A 21,151-nucleotide genomic window follows, 5' to 3' on the forward strand; every position below is an offset into this window, starting at 1 on the left:
AACTCCACTGCTGATCCTTCCGCATGACGGATATTCACATTGCTTGCCCCTGCGGGAGGGCGGACACCACGAGCGGGATGCCCAGGCTCGACCGAGGCTCGAGGAGGCGCCACCCTTGGGTGAGGTCACCCCGCGTAAGCGCGCTTCCGGGTGGCTCTCCCGGCATCCGGGGTCACCCCGGTGAACGGGCGCTTCGATAGTGGCCGAGGAAGCGGAAGCGGCCGTTCGTGGACCGGAAGAGATAGAGGGCGTCCTCGTCGCGCACGTATGTGGTGGTGGTCGAGTATCGCAGCGTCTTGGTGATGCCGCGGTACTCGGTGTCGCGCAGCTGGTTGAGGACAGCCGCGCGTGCCGCGCCGCTCGGACCCAGTGCGGCCATCGCCGTGATGGCGAACAGTGCCGCGTCATACGCCTCGGCGGCGTACCAGGGCGGGGAGGCCGACCGGAAGCGTTTGCGGTAGGCGGTCACGAAGGGCTTCGCGGCGGACACCGCCGCGGGGTCGACGAACACCGTCGCGAACAGCCAGCCTTCCGTGGCGAGTCGGTCCGCTCCCCGCAAGAACGCCGGGGCGAGGGCGCGTTGTGTGGCCAGCCGCGCGCCGGAGTAGCCGGCCGTGCGCAGCGCCCGGGCCAGGCGCGCGGTGCGCTCGGGGCCGCCGGTGAAGACGACCGCGTCGACGTGTGAGTCGGTGATGCGGGTGGCGAGAGCGGAGAAGTCGCCGTCGGCTGCCAGGGTGCCCGCTACCGGCGCGACGGACCCGGCCGACCTCAGGCCCTCCGCGGCGTAGGAGCAGACGACGGAGCCGAACGTGCCCTCCGTCCGGTCGTCGATGAGCATCGCTCTGCGCGCGCCCGGGAGACGGTTGATGCAGGCGACGAGTGGGGCGGCCAGCGCGGCGTCCGACGGGTTCGTGGGCACGGCCTCCCGGGTGGTGACGGAGGACGCGGGCAGCTCGGTGGTGCTTTCGCCGACGGACACCCAGAGCGTGGGCACCTGCGCTTCTTGATAGGTGCGATGGACTGCCGTCGCACATGCGTCGGTGGTCGGGCCGATCACCGCGCGGATCCTGTCGTCGGCAGCCAACTGCTCCGCGATGGCCACGGCCCGTTTCGTCTGCCCCGCGTCGTCGTGGATACGCAGGTCCAGCAGGAAGGGTCGCCCGGCGCGGGAGTTGAATGCGTCCACGGCGAGCAGCACGCCGTCGCGCTGGGCGATGCCCGCAGCCTGGTGAGGTCCGGTGAGATCCGCCTGGACGGCGATGGTCAGACGCGGCGTTTTCGCCGCCGTCCCCGATGACGGGGTGCCTTGGCCGCGGTGTGCCGTCCACCAGGCCGCCGTGCCGCCGGCCGACACCACACCCGCCGCTGATCCCAGCACGAGGAACCGGCGGCGTGTGTACCGGGCGGATGGGGCGGTGATCCCGGCTGGCGGTGCCGCGGTCCCGGTCGGCGCAGGCGTGGTGCTTTCGGGTGTCGGCCCGCCGGCAGCGCGCCCGAGGCCCGCGGACGCCTCCGTCGCCTCGACCGCGGGCAGGGCGAGCACTGCCGCGGAGCGATGGGCGATCAGCCGCATGACCGGTTCGGGCAGCCACGCGTCGCCCGTCAGCGGTTGCGGTGGAGACGGTCGTGCGTCGTCCGTCAGCGATTCCGGTGGAGACGGCCGTGCGTCGTCCTTCTGCGGTTGCGGGGCGGGCGGCCAGGCCTCGCCTTGCCTCGGATCCGGGGCGGTCAGGGTCCGGCGCACCTCGGCGGCGGTCGGCCGGGACCCCGGGTCCTTCTCCAGACACGCCCGCAGCAGTGATGTCAGCCCGGTCGGTACACCGTCCAGGTCGGGTTCGTCGTAGACCGTGCGGGCGAGCATGCCGGCCGGCGAGCCCTCTCCGAAGGGCCGGACGCCGGTCACGGCGTAGGCCAGCAGACAACCGAGGGAGAAGACGTCACTGGGCGGGCCGATCTGCCCGCCGCTGCCCCGTGCCTGTTCCGGCGACAGGAACCCGGGAGAGCCGACCACCATGCCGGTGGCAGTGAGCGCCGTGTCCTCGGCCTCCCGGGCGATACCGAAATCGATCAGGCGGGGGCCGTCATGGGCGATCAGCACGTTGCCCGGCTTGACGTCACGGTGGACCAGGCCGGCCTCGTGCACGGCGTCCAGCGCCTCGGCGAGCCGGGCACCCAGACGCCGTGCCGGTGCCGGCGGCAGCGGCCCGCACTCCTCCACGACGTCGGCGAGCGTCGGCCCGGGTACGAACGCGGCGGCCAGCCAGGGCAGGGCCGCATCCGGGTCCGCGTCGACGAGGGGCACCACCCAGGGGCTGCGGACCCGGCCGGCCACCTCCACCTCGCGGCGGAAACGGGCACGGAAGCCGGAATCGTCTGCGTACCCGGCCCGAATGACCTTGACGGCGAGGAGGGCACCCCCGGGCGAGCGCGCCAGATACACCACGCCCATGCCGCCCGCGCCCAGCCGGTGCAGCACCCGGTGGCGGCCGACCCATGGCGGGTCGGTGGCGCGCAAGGGCTGCATCAGACCGGCACCTGGAACGGCGCCGGACCGACGTACTGGAACCTGCCGCCTGTGACCTTCCACAGGAAGACGCCGCTGCCGTCGATGCGCAGCGCACCGGTTGCCGTGTCGAAGGCGAAGTTCTTCGTGATGCCCCGGTAGGTGACGGCGCGGATGGCCTCCGTCAGTTTCCCGCGGTTGCGCTGTGCGGCGGGCAGGGCCTGCAGGGCGCTCGTGACGAGGCCGGCCGCGTCGTAGGCCTCGGCGGCGTACCAGTGCGGTGCGGTGCGGAAGCGTCTGCGGTGGGCGGCGGCGAACTTCCGTCCCTCCGGTTTCACGGACGGGTCGGTGGCGGGGGCGACGATCGTCCAGCCGTCGGCGGCGCCCCCCGCCGCACTCAGGAAGCGCTCGTCGAGGACGCCGTGAGCAGCCGCGCGCGCCCCGGTGAAGCGCCGGTCGTGCAGTTCCCTTGCCAGCAGCGCCGCCCGGTCGTGGTAGCCCGCGAACACGAGGGAGTCGATTCCTCCCGCGATCAGCTCGTCCAGCACGGCGGCGAAATCGGTCTGCAGCGCGCTGACCACCTTGGGCACGGTCGGCCGCCCGGCCTCCCGCAGCAGCTTGCTCAACGGGCCGCAGATCTCCCAGGCGTAGTCGTCCGCCTTCCGGTCGTCGATGAGCCCGACGGTCCGCGCGCGGGCCGTCCCGAGCAGGAACGCGCGCAGGTAGAACCCCAGGATCGAATCCTGGGGGCGGGCCTGGAAGAAGGACTTGTGCCCCTGGACGGACAGGCTGATCGCCCCCGGCGAGACCGCGACGACCGGCAGCAGCGCGGTGTCGTACGTCGTCAGGGACACCGCTGCCGTGGCGTCGGTGGTGGGCCCGATCACGGCGAGGACCGAGCGGTCGGCGGCCAGCCGCTGCGCCGCGCGCGCTGCCTCGGCGGGGTCCCCCCGGTCGTCCTCGGCCCGCACGGAGAGCGTGAACGGTCGGTCCGTGCGGGCGTTGAACTGCTCGACGGCCAGCCGGACCCCACGCTCCTGGGCCCTGCCGATGTCCTTGCGGTCCCCGGTCAGGTCGGCGTGCACCCCGAGGACGTACACGGGAAGGCCACCTGCGGTGGCCGGCGCGGGGCCGTCGTCGTGGGTCACCGCCCACGCGGCGACCCCGCCCCCGGCCGCGACGACCGCCGCGGCTCCGGCGAGCAGCAGCAATCGGCGGCGTCCCGGTGGTGTCGCTGCTTCGGCGGCGGCCTCGGTGGGCGCGCCCGCGGTGGGCACGGCCGCCGGGTCCACTTCGGTGGCGTCGATGTCCGGCAGCTCGAGCACGGACGCGGACCGTTCGGCGATCAGCCGGACGACCGGTTCGGGCAGCCACGCGGGGGATTCCGCCTCCGGTACGCCGCGCAACGCACCGGAGGCACCCTCTGCCTGGTCGGGTACCGGTCGGTCACCGGCGAACGCCGCCCTGACCTCACTGGCGGTGGGGCGGTCCTGCGGGTCCTTCTCCAGACAGCCGCGCACCACTGCGGCGACGTCCTGAGGTACGCCGTCCAGGTTCGCGGGGTCGTGCGCTGCGCGGAACATCAGCGCGTCGGGGGCGCCGGAGCCGAACGGGGGCCGCCCGGTCGCGGCGAAGGCGAGGACACAGCCGAGGGAGAAGATGTCGCTGGGCGCTCCCACCGACGGGCCGTCGCCTGCCCGGGCCTGCTCCGGGGAGAGGTATCCGGGGGTGCCGACCACCATGCCGGTCGCGGTCAGCGCGGTCTCCTCCGGTGCCCGGGCGATACCGAAGTCGATCAGTCGTGGCCCGTCGAGGGCCAGCAGCACATTGCCGGGTTTGACGTCGCGGTGCACCAGCCCGGCCGTGTGGACGGCGTGCAGGGCCTCCGCGAGCCGGGCCCCCAACACCGTCAGCCCGGGCTGTGCGAGCGGCCCGTGGGCCGTGACGGCCTCGGCGAGGGACGGGCCGGGCACGAACTCGGTCGCGAGCCAGGGGGCCGCTGCCTCGGAGTCGGCGTCGACGACGGGTACGGCCCACGGACTGGTGATACTCCTGGCCGTCGCCACCTCGCGACGGAACCGCTCGCGGAAGCCGTCGTCCTCGGCGTACTCCTCCAGCACCAGCTTCAGGGCGACGAGGGTGCCGCCCCTGGAGCGCGCCAGGTAGACCACTCCCATGCCACCCGCGCCGAGCCGACGCAGCAGACGGTACTCCGCCACCCTGGCCGGGTCGGAGGTACGCAGCGGTTCCATCAGCCCACCGTCCCCAGAGACGTCCGAATCCGTTGCAGCATCCGCACCAGTCCGTCGATCGCCGTCTGACTGAGCTGCTGCTGGGTGCAGCCGGCAGCACAGCGCGCCGACACGCCCACCGTCACCGTGCCCAGCCGGGCCACCAGCCACTGATACGTGAACTGTCCCTGACCGGCGGCGTCTTGGCCGTTCGCCGTCGCGCCGCCCAGGTCGTAGTGGCCGGCTTCGTAGACGGTGTCGTCGGCGTATTTCTGGTCGCCCTTGCCGAAGGGGTTGCCGAGCGATCCGAGGCCCGTCACCCGCTCGCCCGACCTGATCTGCTGGTCCGGGCAGCGCAGCACCTCTTCGAGCGTGGTGCTCAGTTGCTGGTCGGCGTCGGCCAGGGACGCGTGGACGGTGACCATGGCGGTCACTTTGATCGTGGCGGCGTCCGTGCCACCGGGCAGCTCGCTGTAGCGCGAGACGCTGGCCAGCACGCCGGCGGGGAGTTTCTGCCGCTGCCACCGGCACGAGTTGTCCAGCACGGCCCAGGTGCCCGGGGCGCTCGCGGCCGGCCTCTGTGCCACGAAGTCCTGCTTCCACTCGTCGGGTCGCAGTGCTACCGCGTCGGTCAGCCGTTCCGCGTCCGCAGTCGTCTTGGGCACTTTGGCGGCGTCGGGCGTGAAGGGGGTCGTCGGGGAGGCGCCGGTGGACCCGTTCCCCGAGGTACTGCCGGAGGGGGTCACCGGCGAGCCGGTGGATGTCGTCGCCGAGGGAGCCCCCCTGCGATGTTGCTGCCCCGCCGCGGACCCGTCGCCGCCGGACTGTGAACAGCCGGCCAGCAGGCCGACCGCGACCACAACAGCGGCCCAGCGCGCCCTCTTCCGGCCCCCCGGCCTGCGTATGGAACGCATACTCTCTCCCCCCGGCACGGCGTCTTGTCATCGGCACCCCGAGGCAGCCCCGGTCCCAACCGCCCCACGGCCTTCGTCCCGGCCCCGCGACGATGACCCCCCGCACCATGATCGTGGCGGCCCCAAGCTAGCAGGATCAGAAGGGCCGCACCTGTGGAACGTCCCAGTACGTCTGTCGAAGCATGCTTGCTGAACACCGTGCTGCTCGGCCCGCTCCGGTCGACGACGACGGGCCGTGCACTACTGGACCGGGTGCGGGACGAGCCGACCGGGCGCGGCTGTGGGGGTTTTTCGGGGGAGCTGAGCGCGGCACCGGTGCCCGGGCTCGCCGGGGCCGGCGCCGTGCGGAACGCCCGTGCGAATGCCTCTCCCGAGCCGTATCCGTATCGCACCGCGATCCCCAGCAGCGTCCGCTCACCGGCCGGTACCTCCGCGCCCGCGACGGTCAGCCGCCGACGCACGATGTACCCGGACAGCGGCATCCCTGCGAGCGCCGAGAACAGGCGGCGCAGGTGGTACTCCGAGGTGGCGGCGACTCGCGCCAGCTCGCCTACGTCGATGGAGCTGTCGGGCGTTCTCGTATCAAAGGTGTGGAACTCCGGTCTTGGACATGGACGTTGCGGTGCTGGTCTTCTGATGTCATGAGCCAAGACCCACTTGTCACGGGCAGACCAGAAGCGCGCACCGACCGCGGGCTCAACCGCCGAACGGTGCTGCGCGGTGCGACGCTCGGTGCCGCTTCCCCACTGATTCCGGCCATGTCCACCTCGGCCTCGGCCGGGGAACCGGTCCGAAGCAGGGGACACGCCGCTGGTTCGACGTCTTTTCGCTGGCTGGGCACCGCCGGCTGGCGCATCGATGTCGGCGCTCGGACCGTACTCTTCGATCCGTACCTCACCCGCTTCACCACCGGCCTGTACGAAGGCGCATTCGACCCGCACACTCCCCTGCAGACGCAGCCGGAAGTCGTGGACGCGCACATCGGCCGCCCCGAACTGGTCCTGGTGAGCCACTCCCATTGGGATCACCTCGCCGACGTGCCCCACATAGCCAAGACCACCGGCGCCCGTGTGGTCGGCACCCTGACCACGTATCACTTGCTGGTCGCGCTGGGAGTGGATGCTGCGCAGATCTCCGTGGTCAAGGACGGCGAGGTGCTGGACTTCGGCGGGATCGTCGTCGAGGTCGTGCCGAGCCTGCACAGCCGCAACAAGAACTGTTCCTACTTCGCACCGGGCACGCTGAGCACCCCTTCCGCGAAGGTCCCCCGCACCATCGCGGACCTGCCGGAGGGCGACACCCTCGCTTTCCAGGTGACTGTCGGGGACAAAGGACCGTCGGCGTTCCTCATGGGTGCCAGTGACTTCTCCGAGCGGGCGGTGCGGGGCCTGCGCCCCGATCTCGCGATGATCGCGGTGCCCTCGAGCACGGCCACCCACCGCTATGCGCCCCGGCTCGTACACGCGTTGAGCACCCCCGACGTCGTGATCCCCGTTCACTGGGACAACTTCGAAGTGCCCCTGTCCGGTTCGCCCGTGCGTGACCCGGTCATGGACGTGGACGCGTTCGTCGCCCAGGTCCGAGGGGTGTCACCGGCGACGCGAGTGGTCGTCCCGGACTACTCCACGGTGTACGACGCCACCATGCGGCCGGCCGCGCGCCGGCAGGTCTGATGAGCCGTTGGGCATTTGGGGTCGTGTGGTCGGCGTTCCAGCGGCAGTTGCCGTCAGGTGCAGCCCGAGATGCCCATGCCCGAAGCAACGACCACTATGCCCGAAGCAACGAGCCACTGCCCATCAAGCGACCGTATTAGCGGTCGTTGATACGGCGCGGCGCGTGGGATGCGGGGCTGGGGGAATGCGCAGGTGGTGATCGTGCCCGGTCCACCGTGGAAGTAACGTCTGTTTCCTGTGCTTATAAGTCCGGAGTAAGGGCATTCGGTGGCCAGGAGGTTGATAACGATGGTTCCCCTGCTTCTGGTTCTTCTGCTGGCTCTGATCCTCTTCGGTGCGGGTTTCGCGTTGAAGGCGCTGTGGTGGATCGCGGTGATCGTGCTGGTCGTATGGCTGCTCGGCTTCGTCGTCCGCTCCGCGGACGGTGCGGGCCGCAAGGGCCGCTGGTACCGCTGGTGACACAGGAATCCGTGTAGACGCGTCAGCGTGCAAGTGCGGGCCCGGCCGAGTACGGCCGGGCCCGCACGTGTGAGAAGGTTCTTTTCTGAAATGACGGAAAGACGGCTCAAATCGGCATAATTGCGGCGTAGGTGAGTGATGCATCGCAACGGGTGCACGGGGCAAGGCACCACAGGGAATCACGCTGCTCCAGGCGCGACACCCTCCGGCGCCCTGTCTCTCGTCCAGACAGTTCCGGACGTGGCTCTGACCGCCGGCCTACCACTGCTCAGGGCGTTGCAAATCCGAGAAATCGCTGGCCCGGCTCGCCGTTCAACGCCTCGCCGCTGCCCCGGCCAGCCCGAGTCCGTCTTCCACCCCCTGTCCCCTGGACGCTGCGGCCTCGGGATCGTGGACGGGGGCGTCCTGGCCCTGCGCCGGGGCCATCTCGTTGGGACGCGGGCAGCGGCTACCGCTGTGCGCCGGCTTGGCGTAGAGGGTGGGTCATGTCGCCGACGAGGTTGAGGCGGATCCGTCGTTCGGTGAAGCGCCACCGTCCGTCGCGGCACTCGAAACGGTCGTGGTAGCGGCCGCCGGCGATGATGTGCAACGGTCGGCGGGGCAGGGCCTGCAGCATGTGACGTAGGAGCGGGACACCGCCGAGCCGGCCAGTTCGTCGACCTCTATGGCGATGTTGCTGGCCATGCGCGGCATCGCCCGCCTTCACGACCTCGCCTTTGCCGGATGACCGGGAAAACGTGGCTGGGCCGTCTTGGAGAAGGCGCTCGGAGGCCGGGCCGGCACGGTCGAGGCGTACCGGGGGGCGTGGACGGAACTGGACGCGGCGCTCGCCGCAGCGCCGGAGCGGTTCATCGGCTTCCTGCCGGTGCCGGAGATCCCGGGCCGGACCCTGTTCGGCTCGGACGCACCGTACGGCGACCCGGTCCTCGCCCCAGCCCTGGTGGAACGGGTCACCAGCCCAGGCGAAGTACGCGATCGGGTCCTCGGCGGGACGATCGCCGAACTGGTCGGACTCGGCTGATACGGGTCGACCCGCCAGGCGCGCCCGGACGGAATGACCACGTCGGCTGCGAAGAAGGCGAGCAGCCGTGAACCGCGCAGCGCCTGCCTCTCCGGTCGATCACGATGGACTCAGCCGGTGAAGGGAGCGGAGGCACTGCCACAACACGGTGCTACGGTCAGTCAGCCGTCCATGGGAGCACGCGGCGTCCTTGGCGGCTCCGCTGCATCGCCGCCAAGCATGCCAAGCTGAGAAGCCCTACGGCAGCCAAAACGGCGGCAAGAACCAATGGCGCTCCCACATCGAGGTGGTGCGGCGCCGCCTTGACGGTGTGATGGTGGCGCTCAGGTGGGTTGTTGCCGTCTCCGAAGGCGTCCTTGAGCAGGAAGACCACCGCGTCGACGACATGAATCAAGCGGTTCTGTACACCGGCATCGACCCGGTCGGTGACGGCCTCCCACCACTGAGCGGCGGCGTATCCCGCACACAGAAATGCCAGACCCAGCGATGCAGTGGGAGCGATGTACCAGGTACGGGGTACACGTGGCGCTCCCAGCCGTTGTTGTGTCGAGCTTTGCCGGGGATGACGGGCGGAAGGCTGCATGGGCTGATTCTCCATCGCGTGTTCGGTCTTGGCATGAGTACGTCTACTCAGCTGCCAGGAGACGGACGGAGCGCGGGTGGGGATCTCGTCATCGCCCGCGGGCGAGGAGCCGGCAATCGCCCGCCGTGCCCGCCGCTTGGTGGCTCCGGTGGTCACCAGACGAGAAGTGAGCGCAACCAAGGGCTGAGGCGGGCGAAATGGTGATGCGATGGAGCAGCCCGCCCTACGACTTCGGAGACAAAGACGAGGGACAGCCAGGAGCGACGCGGCATGGTCGTTGCATTGCTGGCATGAGGACCGCAACTATGGCTCCAGGCTCGTCCGGTGGATCATGGGCCGAGCCAGGGCCGGACTGAGGCGAGGGCCGGCCAGTGCCCTAATCGTGTTGACCGCCCCCGGCAGGCAGTGCTGGAGTCGGCATGTGGACAGCATCCCCGCCAACCGGCGGCTCTGGAACCAGATCAGCAGCGCCTACCAGCGCAGGCACGACCCGCAAATCGGCGCCACACCCCGGCTGTGGGGCATGTACTCCATCCCCGACGCGCACCTGCACGCCCTGGGCGACGTCAACGGCAAGCGCGTCCTCGAACTCGGTTGCGGCGCTGGCCAGTGGTCCAGGGCGCTCGCCGCCGAGGGCGCCACCGTGGTCGGGCTCGACCTGTCCGAGGCCCAACTCGCCGCAGCGGCCGGCGCGATGGGAGCGGCCCGCTACCCGCTGGTGCAAGGCGCCGCCGAACAACTCCCCTTCGCCGCCGACAGCTTCGACCTGGTGTTCTGCGACTTCGGTGGGCTCAGCTGGGCGCCCCCGCACCTGGCCGTCCCGCAGGCCGCACGCGTCTTGGTCCGGGGCGGGCGCCTGGTGTTCAACGTTGCCAGCCCATGGTTCGAAGCTTGCTACGACGAAGCCGCCGGCCGCGTGACCACGACGCTGCAGCAGGACTACTTCGGGCTGAACACCATCGCCGAAGACGACGGCGCGACCAGTTATCAGCTCACCTATGGCGACTGGGTCAGGGTCCTGCGCGGCGCGGGTCTCATCATCGACGACCTCATCGAGCCGCGGCCCGAACTGGGAACACCCAACGGCTACAACGAAACCGACCCACCCGACTGGGCACACCGCTGGCCGGCGGAACTGCTCTGGATAACCCACAAACCGTAAGCTCCGCAGCGCCGAGACTTGAAGGCATCCCCTCGCCGGGCAGGCCTACCGTGCACGAGCTCGTTAGGTTTCGCAGAGAATCAAGGTGTTGCTTCGCGTGATTCGGCTCGTTGTTGTGATATGAGCGTCTCCGATGAGGTTCGTGGTCAACTCGCTGTGAAGTTCGGGGTGTTGTTCCCGCATCTGGACGAGCGTCAGCGCCGGTTGATGATGGGAGCCGAGGCCCGGATCCTGGGGCACGGCGGTATCCGGGCGGTCGCGAGGGCAGCCCAGGTCAGCGAGACGACGGTCCGCAAGGGCGTGGACGAGCTGGACGCCGGCGACGACCCTCTGGGCCGGGTACGCAGGACCGGTGGTGGTCGGAAGAAGGCCGCGGACCTTGATCCGGGACTGCGGCCCGCGCTGCTGGCACTGGTGGAACCCGATGAGCGCGGCGATCCGATGTCGCCGCTGCGCTGGACGGTGAAATCGACCAGGAGCCTCGCGGCCGAGCTCACCCGTCAGGGGCACAGGGTGAGTGCGGACACGGTCGGGGACCTGCTGCGTGAGGAGGGCTTCAGCCTGCAGGCCGGCGCCAAGACCATCGAAGGCAAGCAGCATCCCGACCGGGATGCCCAGTTCCGCTACATCAACGAGCAGGCCAGGGAGCACATGGGCGTCAGGCCAGCCGGTGATCAGCGTGGACACGAAGAAGAAAGAACTCGTCGGCGACTACAAGAACGCGGGCTACCAGTGGCGGCCGGCCCGTGAGCCGGTCCTGGTCAAGACACACGGCTTCCCGGACCGACAGGGACCGGGCAAGGCGATCCCGTACGGCATCTACGACATCGCCGCGAACACCGGCTGGGTCAGTGTCGGCACGGATCACGACACCGCCGCGTTCGCTGTCGCCTCTATCCGCCGATGGTGGCAAGCCCGCGGCCGGCACGACTACCCGGCCGCAACACGTCTGCTGATCACCGCGGACGCAGGCGGGTCCAACGGCTACCGCACCCGCGCCTGGAAAACTGAACTCGCAGCCATGGCCGCCGAGACGGGCTTGGAGATCACGGTATGCCACATGCCGCCGGGCACCTCGAAGTGGAACAAGATCGAGCACCGGCTGTTCTCCCACATCTCCATGAATTGGCGCGGCCGCCCGCTGACCAGCCACGACGTCATCGTGAACAGCATCGCGGCGACCACCACCCGCACCGGGCTGACAGTCCACGCCGAACTCGACCCGGGCACCTACGACACTGGTATCAAAGTCACCGACAGCGATATTGACGCTCTGCCCATGCACCGGCACCGCTTCCACGGCGACTGGAACTACACCTTCCAACCTCAGCGTTCCGACATCACAAGCGTGGCCAAGAACCCGCGGTCAACTGGGAGCCCGTCACCCCAGCCCTGCAGTGGGTGGCTGCGCAGCCCGGAGCTGACCGGCATGCCCGAACCGGTGCTGGACAAGCTCGTCGATCAACTGACGGTGCAACTGGACGAGTTACGGGAGCAAGGACGACGCCAGAAGCGAGGAGGCGAACGCATCCGCGCTCGTGGCGCAGGGGCCAAGGACAAGCTGACCACCGCCGACAGGGTCCTGGCCACCGTGCTCTACCTGCGCAAACTCGGCACCCGAGACCTGATCGCCCAGCTCTTCGGAGTCAACGGCAGCACCATCACCAGGGCCATCCGCCAAGTCCAGCCCCTCCTGGCCGAGCACGGCTACACCATTCCACCCTCGACAGCCAGGTTCCGGACGCCCGCTGACGTCACCGCCTTCCTCGCGAACAGCAGCCCCACAGAGATCAAATCAGCATGTTGATTCTCTGCGAGCCCTTAGTATCGCAGCGCTCTTGCGACTTCGGCGCTGACGGTGCCGGACAGCTTGCGATTGCTGCGGGCGGTGACGGTGCCCTCCTTTCCGGCGCCGACGCCGTCGACCGTCACCACGGTGGTGTCCAGGAGATTGCCTGCCTGGTCGCGCAGGTTCACCTGAACCACGAACGACTTCGTCGAGTCCGCGGTGTTGTGCACGGTAACGGCTACGGTGCTTCGACCGTCGTCGGCCCGTGTCGGCGCGCCGAGGCGGACCTCGTTCTTGGCGTCGATCCCGCCCTTCAACTCGTCCAGGCGCCGTCTGGCTTCGGCCGAGGCCGAAGCCAGAGCGGAGGCGCCCTCGGAGGCCAGGGAGGCCACGGCGGAGGAGGCCGCGGACGCCGCCGACGAGGCGGCTGAGGCCGCCTTGCTCCCGCCCGTCGACGGTGCTCCCGTGTCATCGGAGCAGCTGGTCATGCCGGCCACAGCGCAGGTCATGAGGAGCACAGCTGCGGTGCAGCGTGCGCTCCTCTTCCTCAGGCGTCCTGCCACATCTTCTCCCGTGCTGGACCGGTGGTACGACTTCCAGTGAAAGACGCCCGGCCGGTTACCGCATGCCTCACGGGGACGCGTCAGGGAAGTTCCACCCGAATAGCGCGGCCCACTCCGCCAGATGACACCGTGACGCCTTTGAGGCTGCGACGTCAGCCGCACCCGGACGGACGCAGTGGTGCGAGGACTCCCAGAGCTGAGCCGCCGCAGCGCAAGCGCAGGCCGACGCCGACACCTGGGCACGCCGTACCGCAAGAAGTAGATCACCACCTGCTCCGCGAGCGCCCGGAAGGCGAGCGCCGGGGTGTAACGCGCCGCCGGCACGCCGAGCTGGGCCCCGCGGGTCCGTGTCCCGGAACGAGGGGGGCCTCCCGGACTCACCCGTTTGCCCGCAGGCGGCGCAGGGCGTCCTCGGAGTCCCGGTCGTCGGGCAGGTAGGCCAGGAAGTGGTGACCGGGCTCGTCCACGGCGGCCAGCTTCACGTACCGCAGGCGCAGTTCACCCACGCCCGGATGCCGGAAACGACGGACCGAGGGCTGGAACCCGGCCGTCTCCCGGCGCTCGTACCAGCCGGCCGCGTCACCGTCCGACAGCAGCTCGCCGATGAGTTCGGCGAACCGCGGATCGTTCGGCCGCCGAGCGGCCCGTGCCCGGAACTGGCCGAGCAGGGCGCGAGCCTCGTGTTCCCAGTCGGCGAGCAGGGTGCGCGCCGGCGGCCAGCGGAACACCAGCCAGAGAAGGTTGCGCTGCTTGGGGTGCAGCCGCGCCGGATCGGTCAGCAGGGCGGCGTACCCGGCGTTCCATGCCAGCAGGTCCCAGTGCGGGTCGAGGACCACGGCCGGGTGCGGTGTCATGGACTGCACCAGACTGAGCAGGTTGCGTGACACCCAGGTGGGAGCGTCGGCGGGTGGCCCGCTCTCCTCCATGAACGACAGGACGTGCGCGGTTTCAGCGGCGTCCAGTCGCAACACCCGCGACACCGCGCGCAGCACCTGCTCCGAGGTACGCACCCGACCCTGTTCCAGCCACGTGTACCAGGAGACGCTGATGCCGGCGAGTTCCGCGACCTCCGTCCGCCGCAGCCCCGGCGTACGGCGGCCCGGGGCCTCCGGCAGGCCCACGTCTCCCGGCTTCAGCCGATCACGGCGGGACCGCAGGAAGGCCCCCAGTTCACGCAGGGGGGACTCGCCCGAGGGCGAGGGTACGGCGCTCACCGTCCACCATGCCGGCGGCCGGCCCCGACCGGCGAGGAACCGCCGTCCGCGAGGCGCGAGGCGCAGGTGTCCAGGGGCGACGGCCTACCGCGCGTCATCGTGCCTCTCCTCCGGACAGCGGGTGTCCGCCCGAACGCGGGCGCCCTCTTCTGATGCTGCCGTCACCAGGCCCGATGCCGAACCGGCAGACGGTGAGTGATGGTAATAGCCAGCGGTCTCCGCCTCGCAGGGCCCGGTGCTGAACTGATGACAGACCGCGTCCGCCCGGGATCGGTCGCTCCGTCACCCGTTGTCGTCGACGAAGCCTCTCGGAAGGGAGCGTTCACCCTTGACCACTACCACGTCGACACCGCTGGCGACCTTGCCCGCGTCCTCCCTGCGGCTGTTGCGCACCGCTGGATTCGTCAGCAACTTCGACCGCTTCTGCATCGCGCCCATGCTGGTTCTCATCGGCCCGCGGCTCGGGGCCCCGCTTCCCACCGTGATGCTGGCCGCGAGCGGCTATTACCTCGCCTACGGGCTCATGCAGCCGGTGTGGGGGGTGGCCGGCGACCGCTGGGGCCGCGTGTGGGTGATGCGGGTGTCGCTGACCGGCGCGGCACTGGCCGCCTTCGCCTCGGCCCTCGCTCCCAACGCCCCCGTGCTGATCGGGGCCCGCGCCCTGGCCGGGGCGTTCTTCGCCGCCTCCATCGCCGCGTCGTTGACGTACGTGGGCGACACGGTGCCCGCAGCGACACGGCAGCGCCCCCTCAGTGAGCTGATGACCGCGTTCGCGCTGGGCACCGCCGTGGCCACGGTTGTCGCCGGAGCGCTGGCGCACTACCTCACGTGGCGGCTGGTGTTCGCGCTGCCCGGCGTCCTCGCCGCGTACCTGGCGGTGGCGCTGCGCCGTCTGCCCGAGCCCGTGCGAGCCCGCCCCGGATCACTGCTGGGGCCCTTCCGCGTGGTCCTGTCCTCACGATGGCAGTGGTACGTCATGGCGGTCGCGATGCTGGAGGGGGCGGTGCTCCTCGGCTTCCTGACCTACCTGGCCCCGGCCCTGGAGGCGCGCGGAGTTCCCATCACCCTGGCCGGCGCGGTCGCGGCCCTGTACGGGGTCGGTTCCATGGCCGCGGCGCAGGTGGTCAAACGGCTCGTCGGACAGTGGTCCCCGGTCGGCCTGATCGTGGCCGGCGGGGCGCAGATGGCTCTGGCGTACCTGCTCGCCGGCTACAGCCAGTCCACCGGGACGCTCGTCGTGGTCGCCCTGCTCCTCGGGGGCGGCTGGTCCTTCATGCACTCCACGATCCAGTCGTGGGCGACGGCCCTGTCTCCGGCGGCCCGCGCAACGGGCGTGGCCATGTTCGGCGTTGCCCTGTACGTGGGCAGTGCCGTGGCCACCGGGCTGGCGGCCTCCACCGCTCAGGCGCACGACTACCGCCCTCTGTTCTGGCTGGCGGCGCTCCTGACCGTGCCCCTGACGTCGGCCGCGGCGGTGGGCCGGGCACGCTACCGCTGAGGGACCGTCCGGGCACGTAGGCCGCGCAGGCCGCGTTCCGCAAGCCGGGCGCAGCGGCAGGGCGCCGGCGTGCATCTGGGGCCCGCCAGAGGCCGGTCCGGTGCTGAAGCCGGTACGCGACTGACCAGAACCGCCGGTGATTGACGGTGCGGATCGTGGAAGGAGTGCTGGGCAGGGGCACACGCCCGCGAGCCCTGGACCGATGCGGTCGGGGCTCGCTCGCGTATCCGCCGCCTGACCTGCACGTCGGTGCCCGTCGATGCTGGTGAAGCCGTCCCACGGTGGCTCACTGCTCGCCGAAGTCCTCGCCGAATCCCTTGAGGACGGGGTCCAGCTCGGCGGCGGCGCCGCGCAGCGGTGAGTCGGGGAGTACCTGACCTGTGCCGAACCTGCCGGTGAGCGCATGCTGTCGAGTGCGTGGGACAGCAGCGCGGCGGGTCGCCACTCAGACGGCCGGCAGGGGCTCGTCGCCATGGAAGAGCGCGGTCGCGTCCGGGCAAGCCCAAGGATCGGCAAGGGGACCGTCCTGGTTCCAGCCGTAGCGCCGCAACTGTCGGGCCCGGTCGGCTCTGCCTTCTTGCCAAGAGCTGGACCGTTTCCAAGCGCGGGAACCCGGTGTCCGGGTTCGACATGCGCCACTCACTCCGCCAGGAGTCCTGAGCGGCTTGCGGCCGGCCGGGGGACCAGGGCAGCACGCGCGTCATCCAGCCAGCTGCCTCACGTCTCCCTGGCTCTCCCGGTCATCCCCGTCGACGAGATGGCGCCCTCGGTCACCGGTGGGCGCGGCGGGGTACGGGCGGGGCGGGGAGCGGTGCGCAGTGGCACGGGGGCTTCGTTCGAGGACGGCTCGCTCGGTTTCCCAGCTGCGTGAGGTGACGCGAGAGGAAAATCCGCGACGTCGGAAACCAGGGCCGCCCGGCCCGTCGCGGCGCTCGACACACCCTAGGTTCGGCGCTCAATCCCCCCGGACCGCGTATACGGGTTGGAGGCCCCCCTGCTCCGGCTTTGCCCTGTCGTGCGGCAGGTGCAAGCTGGAGGGGAGGCCGCCTCACGATCCTGGGAGCGGGCTCGGGACATGCGGTCTCGCCATTCCGAGTGGGCTCCGTCGAGCCCGGCGGGAGGTAAGCGAGATGACAGAGCAGGTCACCACCGGTACGCGCTGGCGCCTTGCCGGTGATTGGTTCGATGTGTGCAATTGCGCGATACCGTGCCCCTGCACGTTTGCGCAGCCCCCGACCTACGGCAACTGTGAGGGCGTGCTGGTGTGGCACATCCGCGAGGGCAGCTTCGGTGACGTGCGGCTCGACGGTCTCAACGTCCTGATGCTCGGCTCCTTCGTCGGCAACGTCTGGGCCGGTGAGCACACCGACGCGTATGCCGCGGTCTTCCTGGACGAGCGCGCCGACGACCCGCAGCGAGGTGCGCTCGGCGCCATCTTCGGAGGTGAGGCCGGCGGGTGGCCGGCGCGGTTCGGGGGGATGCTCCAGCCCGAGATGCGCGGTATGGACTTCGCTCCCATCCACGTGGAGATCGACGAGGACCTCGCCACCTGGCGGGCCGAGATTCCTGGCCGCGTCACGGCCACCGTCGAGGCCCTGGCCGGTCCGACGACTCCGGACGGCGCACGCGTCCAGGTCCACAACGCCCCGGGCGCCGAGGTCGGGCCCGGCCAGGTCGCCACCTGGGGTCGGGCCACCACCGACCGCGCAGAGGCATTCGGGTTCTCCTGGGAACGCTCGGGGAAGTCGAGCAAGCACTTCCCGTTCGACTGGAGCGGACCCGACTAGACCCCGGGAGCGGACCCGGCCAGGCCCGGGAGTGGACCCGGCCAGGCCCAGACCCGAGAGAGCCCATCGAAAGCACGGACAGCCCATCGCCGGAGCGCGGTGCGTCACATGCCGCCCATCGACGGCATCGCGCCCTGCAGGCCCGGCAGCAGCCAGTCCTGGAACGGGGCCACCACGGCCAGGACGAGAAACGCGACACCCACGGCCCGGGCGAGCAGCGGACCGCGGGACCACAGCTTCTCCACGAAGATCACCAATGCCAGTCCGGCCATCGCCGCCACGTTCATCACGCCGAGCGGGACGAGGACGACCATCAGTCCCGCACAGCAGCCGGCACAGTAGGCGCCGTGGTGGACGCCCACCCGGAGATCGCGGGCCGGCGGCGGGAAACCGGCGTATCGCACCAGGTGGCTCATGGGATCGCGGCAGTGCCGCAGGCAGACGTGCTTGAGGGGGCCGAGCTGGTACAGGCCCGCGAGCAGGAAGGACACGGCTCCGATCCAGCGTCCGGCGGTCGGATGGCCGTCCACCAGGCCGCCGGTGAGGGCGAGCACCCCGTAGGCGAGCAGCCCGCACGCGGTCCACACCAGTAGGTATCCCCCGACGAACTCCGCGGTGCGCGCGGTCCGCGCCCAGCCCGAGGACTGCCGGCCGATGCCACGCGCCCAGGTGATGGCCACCGGCGCCATGGACGGCAGCATCATGGCCGCCATCATCGTCACCCATAGCAGCAGGAACAGCGGCAGCGCCATCCCCATCGTGCCGGGCTCGACCCCCATCTGCCGGGCCTGCCCGATGGTCAGCACCCAGGCGGGCACCGCGATCAGCACGACGAGGAACCACGCCGCCGCGAGTTCCCTGGCCGGAAGCAGGCCTCCGCCCGCTCCGGTCGGTGCCGGCGATCGGGCGGATGTGAGGGCAGAAGTACGGCTTCGCATCGGCGTGGGGCTCCTGAGGCTCCTTCCAGAACAGCACGCATCAGCGAGCAGCGCATCTTCCGGTGGGTGTTCGACGGCACCCACATCTACGGAGCGGACAGCCGGACGGTGCAGGCCGAGCAGACCTACTGGACCGACGCGGGCGGCTACCTCGTCGGGAAGACCAAGGGCGGCCCCGGCCAGACCTGGAAGCTCACCCCGTGGAAGCCCGCCCCCGAAACCCGCACCGACGTGGGAGACGCCGTACTCACCGGTCTCTTCGGCCCCTTCGCCGGCCTCCTGCGCAACTGGTTGCGCAACTGACAGCGCACACCACCCAGCCGCCCACCCTGGAGCTCAGCGGAATCTGTCCACAGGCAGATCGCCCTAGCGTCCGTATCCGGGTGGGTGTCCGCTTCTCGCGGCACCGTTGCGCCCCGCACATGCTGTGCTGCTGTGCTGTTGAGGCGGTTTCGCGGACTGCCGCTGCGCTCCGCGAACGGCTCCGCAGCCTATGCCGTGAGTTGCGGCGGCGGTTCGGGCGGACCTTCGATCCGACCGGTCGAGCTCGCCGCGGGCGCCGAGTTCGTCGAGGAGAGGCCGTGCAGCCTTGCCGAGACGCGAACCGAACAGTCGGCTACGGACCGAGGGGCGGCACGGCCCGGGGAAGCTGCGGACCGGATGTTAGCTTTCCTTCCCGTGATGGAGCATCAGGAACGGACCAGGGCGGCCTACGACGGGGTCGTCGATCTGTATGCGTCCAAGTTCGCCAACCGGTTGGAGACGCATCCATTCTCGCGCAACATGATCGGCACCTTCGCCGAGCTGGTGCGCGGTACGGGAAATCCGCGGGCAGTCGACGTCGGGTGCGGGCCGGGACATCTGACGGCCATGTTGCACGACCTGGGGTTGGACGCCTTCGGCTTCGACCTCTCCCCGGGCATGGTCGCCCACGCGAGGCGGGCCCACCCGGCGCTGCGGTTCGAGGAGGCGCGGATGGAGGCGCTTCCGGTCGAGGACGGCGCACTCGGCGGTGTGCTGGCCCACTACTCGATGATCCATATTCCGCCCGGGGAATTGCCCGCGCTGCTCGCCGAGCAGGTACGTGTCCTCGCCCCAGGAGGCCTGCTCCTGATCTCGTTCTTCGCGACCGACGGACCGGAGCCGGTTCGCTTCGACCACAAAGTGACGCCCGCCTACAGCTGGCCGGCGGACCGGCTCGCCGAGTTGCTTGCCGGGGCCGGCCTCGTCACGTTCGCCCGGCTGTTCCACGATCCGGCCTCCGAGCGGGGATTCCTCGACGCCCACTTGCTGGCCCGCCGCCCCCAGGAACTGTCCGACGGATCATGACGTCAAGGGGATCCGACCGTGATCGATGTGCAGGTCCGTGGCGAGAGCGGCACGATCGAGACCCGCGCCGAGCATGGCGTGATGTGGAGTCCAGAGCCGGCCGGTCTCGATCAGCTGGTGTTTCCGATGCCGGGGCAGCTGTTGCCGTACGCGGATACCGTCTTCAACCACCGCCTGGTGTCCACCCTGCTGGAGTAGATGCAGCTGCTGCCTCCGGGCGGTGCTCACCGATGACTTCGCGCGGGAGCTCATTGAGCTCGGCCAGACGGTTCTCGACGGACAGCACTTGTGGCTGTGGTTCCTCGGGGGACTGAGACAGCAGGTTGCCTCAGCCTCGGAGCCACAGTCGGACGGCTGCGGTTGCGACGGCGCCGTGGAAGACACAGGCCCGTTTGTCGTCGCGTGGCGACGGCCCGTGCCTTCTCGAGTCGCACCGCGTAGGCCCGCCACCCCAACGCCGTCCGTCATGACCAGCTCGGCCACCTTCGCCCCGTCGGCTCTCAGGGCCTCTCAGCCGATATTCGTACGGCAGCGTGCCGCCCCGCGCCCAGCCGCATCCCCGCCAGACGCAAACGAGCGGTGACTCGCCACCCCGGCCGCTCCGGCCGCCCAAGCCTGCTCCACCGTGAGCTGCCCTGGCTCCAAAGCCTCGCCCACTGGCTGCAAAGCGGGCCGGACCCTATGCACCGACAACTGCTGCGCCCTCAGAATCGATGCCTGATCCGGGCGCGACCTCGCGCCGCTGGTGTCATGCGCGCCCGTCCCGGGCCTGCTGGAAGGCGTCCGACAGCGCCTCGGCGGCACCCGACAGGATCCCCTTCGTCGCGCCGCGGGAACCGGCGCCCTCGAGCTTTCCGGGGAGCTCGGTGAGCCCTGCCGGTTTCCGCGGTCCGGATTCCAGATCCAGACGGTTGCACGCTTCCGCGAAGCGGAGGTAGGTGTCGACGCTGGCGACCACGATACGGACGTCTATCTTGAGTATCTCGATGCCGACGAGGGACACCCGTACGAACGCGTCGATCACCAGGCCACGGTCGAGGATGAGCTCCAGTACGTCGTAAAGGCCACTCGAACCGCCACCGCCACCACTCTGCCGCGCCACAGCCACCCCGACCACCCCTTGTCGTCGATCCCGCACACTCCGCGACCCTGCATCGGGCCGCGATGGAGGCTGCCGGTTCGGGTGACCGCTTCCTCGCGACTGCAAACGCGTGTTCAGGGGGCCCATTCACCACGACTCTGTAGCGGCTGGGCCGGTCGGTGCGCAGCGCCTCGTGCCGGGCCACGAGCCGGCCGACAGCGCGACACAGCGCTTCCTCGTCCGGCGGGACTCGGAGGGGAGGCACTCACCCTCTGCCCCACCAAAGCCGAGGTGGCCGGTCACGGCCCGGATCAACTGCTCCCCGCCGACCGCAACCAACCTCGCCCATTGATCCTCTTTCCATACAGTCGGGTGATCTTCCCGACCGGATCACGTGCGGTAGAGC

18 protein-coding genes and 2 pseudogenes are annotated in these 21,151 nt (G+C 70.3%); 10 read left to right on the forward strand and 10 right to left on the reverse strand.

Annotated elements, in window-relative coordinates:
- Positions 1-172: 172 nt before the first annotated feature.
- The 4 genes and pseudogenes from ACF1GV_RS35995 to ACF1GV_RS36010 form a co-directional block, all read right to left on the reverse strand.
- On the reverse strand, positions 173-2,524 hold the full coding sequence (locus tag ACF1GV_RS35995; protein ID WP_391689683.1) for an ABC transporter substrate-binding protein: 2,352 nt from the start codon (positions 2,522-2,524) through the stop codon (positions 173-175).
- Positions 2,524-4,755, reverse strand: coding sequence for a bifunctional serine/threonine-protein kinase/ABC transporter substrate-binding protein (locus tag ACF1GV_RS36000; protein ID WP_391689686.1), 2,232 nt, complete (start codon positions 4,753-4,755; stop codon positions 2,524-2,526). The genes ACF1GV_RS35995 and ACF1GV_RS36000 overlap by 1 nt, the downstream gene beginning before the upstream one ends.
- Positions 4,755-5,399 (reverse strand): hypothetical protein, encoded by a 645-nt coding sequence (locus ACF1GV_RS36005; RefSeq protein ID WP_391689689.1) that lies wholly within the window; start codon positions 5,397-5,399, stop codon positions 4,755-4,757. The genes ACF1GV_RS36000 and ACF1GV_RS36005 overlap by 1 nt, the downstream gene beginning before the upstream one ends.
- Before the next feature lie 521 nt (positions 5,400-5,920).
- Positions 5,921-6,208: pseudogene (locus tag ACF1GV_RS36010) on the reverse strand (helix-turn-helix domain-containing protein); the annotation flags it as partial.
- An 81-nt stretch (positions 6,209-6,289) separates the two neighbouring features.
- Between ACF1GV_RS36010 and ACF1GV_RS36015 the strand changes: the two are divergent.
- Both ACF1GV_RS36015 and ACF1GV_RS36020 read left to right on the forward strand, forming a co-directional pair.
- Positions 6,290-7,321, forward strand: coding sequence for an MBL fold metallo-hydrolase (locus tag ACF1GV_RS36015; RefSeq protein WP_391689691.1), 1,032 nt, complete (start codon positions 6,290-6,292; stop codon positions 7,319-7,321).
- 288 nt (positions 7,322-7,609) lie between these two features.
- Entirely contained in the window at positions 7,610-7,780 is a 171-nt protein-coding gene (locus ACF1GV_RS36020; RefSeq protein WP_146464684.1) for a hydrophobic protein, read from the forward strand.
- Positions 7,781-8,228: 448 nt separating this feature from the next.
- On the opposite strand, the gene ACF1GV_RS36025 is transcribed toward ACF1GV_RS36020, so the two are convergent.
- Positions 8,229-8,396, reverse strand: a complete 168-nt coding sequence (locus tag ACF1GV_RS36025; RefSeq protein WP_391689695.1) for a hypothetical protein — start codon at positions 8,394-8,396, stop codon at positions 8,229-8,231.
- Between the two features lie 135 nt (positions 8,397-8,531).
- On the opposite strand from ACF1GV_RS36025, the gene ACF1GV_RS36030 reads away from it, so the two are divergent.
- Entirely contained in the window at positions 8,532-8,801 is a 270-nt protein-coding gene (locus ACF1GV_RS36030) for a hypothetical protein (protein WP_391689698.1), read from the forward strand.
- Between the two features lie 157 nt (positions 8,802-8,958).
- Here ACF1GV_RS36030 and ACF1GV_RS36035 read toward each other — a convergent pair whose 3' ends face one another.
- Positions 8,959-9,540: a hypothetical protein gene (locus tag ACF1GV_RS36035; RefSeq protein WP_391689701.1), complete on the reverse strand. Its 582-nt coding sequence runs from the start codon at positions 9,538-9,540 to the stop codon at positions 8,959-8,961.
- A gap of 265 nt (positions 9,541-9,805) precedes the next feature.
- On the opposite strand from ACF1GV_RS36035, the gene ACF1GV_RS36040 reads away from it, so the two are divergent.
- Both ACF1GV_RS36040 and ACF1GV_RS36045 read left to right on the forward strand, forming a co-directional pair.
- Positions 9,806-10,546, forward strand: coding sequence for a class I SAM-dependent methyltransferase (locus ACF1GV_RS36040; RefSeq protein WP_391689704.1), 741 nt, complete (start codon positions 9,806-9,808; stop codon positions 10,544-10,546).
- A 120-nt stretch (positions 10,547-10,666) separates the two neighbouring features.
- A pseudogene (locus ACF1GV_RS36045) lies at positions 10,667-12,353 on the forward strand (ISAzo13 family transposase).
- 14 nt (positions 12,354-12,367) lie between these two features.
- Here ACF1GV_RS36045 and ACF1GV_RS36050 read toward each other — a convergent pair.
- Together ACF1GV_RS36050 and ACF1GV_RS36055 are read right to left on the reverse strand one after the other, a co-directional pair.
- Complete coding sequence (locus ACF1GV_RS36050; protein ID WP_391689767.1) at positions 12,368-12,823, reverse strand: FxLYD domain-containing protein; 456 nt, start codon at positions 12,821-12,823, stop codon at positions 12,368-12,370.
- A 452-nt stretch (positions 12,824-13,275) separates the two neighbouring features.
- Positions 13,276-14,112, reverse strand: a complete 837-nt coding sequence (locus ACF1GV_RS36055; protein ID WP_391689707.1) for a helix-turn-helix domain-containing protein — start codon at positions 14,110-14,112, stop codon at positions 13,276-13,278.
- Between the two features lie 328 nt (positions 14,113-14,440).
- On the opposite strand from ACF1GV_RS36055, the gene ACF1GV_RS36060 reads away from it, so the two are divergent.
- Entirely contained in the window at positions 14,441-15,610 is a 1,170-nt protein-coding gene (locus tag ACF1GV_RS36060) for an MFS transporter (protein ID WP_391689711.1), read from the forward strand.
- Positions 15,611-16,740: 1,130 nt separating this feature from the next.
- Entirely contained in the window at positions 16,741-17,397 is a 657-nt protein-coding gene (locus ACF1GV_RS36065; protein ID WP_391689714.1) for a DUF1326 domain-containing protein, read from the forward strand.
- Between the two features lie 104 nt (positions 17,398-17,501).
- On the opposite strand, the gene ACF1GV_RS36070 is transcribed toward ACF1GV_RS36065, so the two are convergent.
- Positions 17,502-18,335, reverse strand: coding sequence for a DUF2182 domain-containing protein (locus ACF1GV_RS36070; RefSeq protein WP_391689717.1), 834 nt, complete (start codon positions 18,333-18,335; stop codon positions 17,502-17,504).
- A gap of 66 nt (positions 18,336-18,401) precedes the next feature.
- Between ACF1GV_RS36070 and ACF1GV_RS36075 the strand changes: the two genes are divergently transcribed.
- The 3 genes from ACF1GV_RS36075 to ACF1GV_RS36085 all read left to right on the forward strand — a co-directional run bounded on the left by ACF1GV_RS36075 (position 18,402) and on the right by ACF1GV_RS36085 (position 19,862).
- Positions 18,402-18,638, forward strand: coding sequence for a hypothetical protein (locus tag ACF1GV_RS36075; RefSeq protein ID WP_391689720.1), 237 nt, complete (start codon positions 18,402-18,404; stop codon positions 18,636-18,638).
- 378 nt (positions 18,639-19,016) lie between these two features.
- On the forward strand, positions 19,017-19,664 hold the full coding sequence (locus ACF1GV_RS36080) for a class I SAM-dependent DNA methyltransferase (protein WP_391689723.1): 648 nt from the start codon (positions 19,017-19,019) through the stop codon (positions 19,662-19,664).
- Positions 19,665-19,682: 18 nt separating this feature from the next.
- Positions 19,683-19,862: a hypothetical protein gene (locus ACF1GV_RS36085; RefSeq protein ID WP_391689726.1), complete on the forward strand. Its 180-nt coding sequence runs from the start codon at positions 19,683-19,685 to the stop codon at positions 19,860-19,862.
- A gap of 550 nt (positions 19,863-20,412) precedes the next feature.
- On the opposite strand, the gene gvpJ is transcribed toward ACF1GV_RS36085, so the two are convergent.
- Complete coding sequence (gene gvpJ, locus ACF1GV_RS36090; RefSeq protein ID WP_391689729.1) at positions 20,413-20,772, reverse strand: gas vesicle protein GvpJ; 360 nt, start codon at positions 20,770-20,772, stop codon at positions 20,413-20,415.
- Positions 20,773-21,151: the final 379 nt, after the last annotated feature.

It is taken from the genome of Streptomyces sp. NPDC014006 (genome assembly GCF_043088925.1).
In the GTDB taxonomy this organism is placed as follows: Bacteria; Actinomycetota; Actinomycetes; order Streptomycetales; family Streptomycetaceae; genus Streptomyces.

Coding starts and splice junctions, on each gene's coding strand:
- ACF1GV_RS36015 (WP_391689691.1), top strand. CDS start 6,290: ATGAGCCAAGACCCACTTGTCACGGGCAGACCAGAAGCGCGCACCGAC.
- ACF1GV_RS36000 (WP_391689686.1), bottom strand. CDS start 4,755: ATGGAACCGCTGCGTACCTCCGACCCGGCCAGGGTGGCGGAGTACCGT.
- ACF1GV_RS35995 (WP_391689683.1), bottom strand. CDS start 2,524: ATGCAGCCCTTGCGCGCCACCGACCCGCCATGGGTCGGCCGCCACCGG.
- ACF1GV_RS36070 (WP_391689717.1), bottom strand. CDS start 18,335: ATGCGAAGCCGTACTTCTGCCCTCACATCCGCCCGATCGCCGGCACCG.
- ACF1GV_RS36065 (WP_391689714.1), top strand. CDS start 16,741: ATGACAGAGCAGGTCACCACCGGTACGCGCTGGCGCCTTGCCGGTGAT.
- ACF1GV_RS36080 (WP_391689723.1), top strand. CDS start 19,017: ATGGAGCATCAGGAACGGACCAGGGCGGCCTACGACGGGGTCGTCGAT.
- ACF1GV_RS36020 (WP_146464684.1), top strand. CDS start 7,610: ATGGTTCCCCTGCTTCTGGTTCTTCTGCTGGCTCTGATCCTCTTCGGT.
- ACF1GV_RS36025 (WP_391689695.1), bottom strand. CDS start 8,396: ATGCTGCAGGCCCTGCCCCGCCGACCGTTGCACATCATCGCCGGCGGC.
- ACF1GV_RS36050 (WP_391689767.1), bottom strand. CDS start 12,823: ATGACCAGCTGCTCCGATGACACGGGAGCACCGTCGACGGGCGGGAGC.